Genomic DNA, 210 nt, shown 5'->3' with positions numbered 1-210 from the left:
TGAAATACCCTCAGATAAACCGCTTTGATGAATACTTTGTGGTGGATCTGTTAGTTGTCGAAGGCCAAGTTCAAGGCTTAATTGCTATCCATATGTCTGAAGGAGAACTCGTTACTATTAAGGCAAAATCCGTTGTATTAGCAACAGGTGGAGCCGGCCGTGTTTACCATTGCAATACCAATGGTGGCATCGTAACAGGGGACGGCATGG

The 210-nt window shown here is 44.8% G+C and carries 1 protein-coding gene; it reads left to right on the top strand.

From position 1 onward, the window contains the following. The coding region (locus tag ACM2FC_RS23745; RefSeq protein WP_498483489.1) for an FAD-binding protein at positions 1-210 on the top strand (210 nt) is incomplete at both ends.

Source organism: Vibrio sp. A37 (assembly GCF_059777565.1).
The sequence above is the reverse complement of the archived record's forward strand: the minus strand, read 5'-3'. Positions and strand labels throughout refer to the sequence as shown.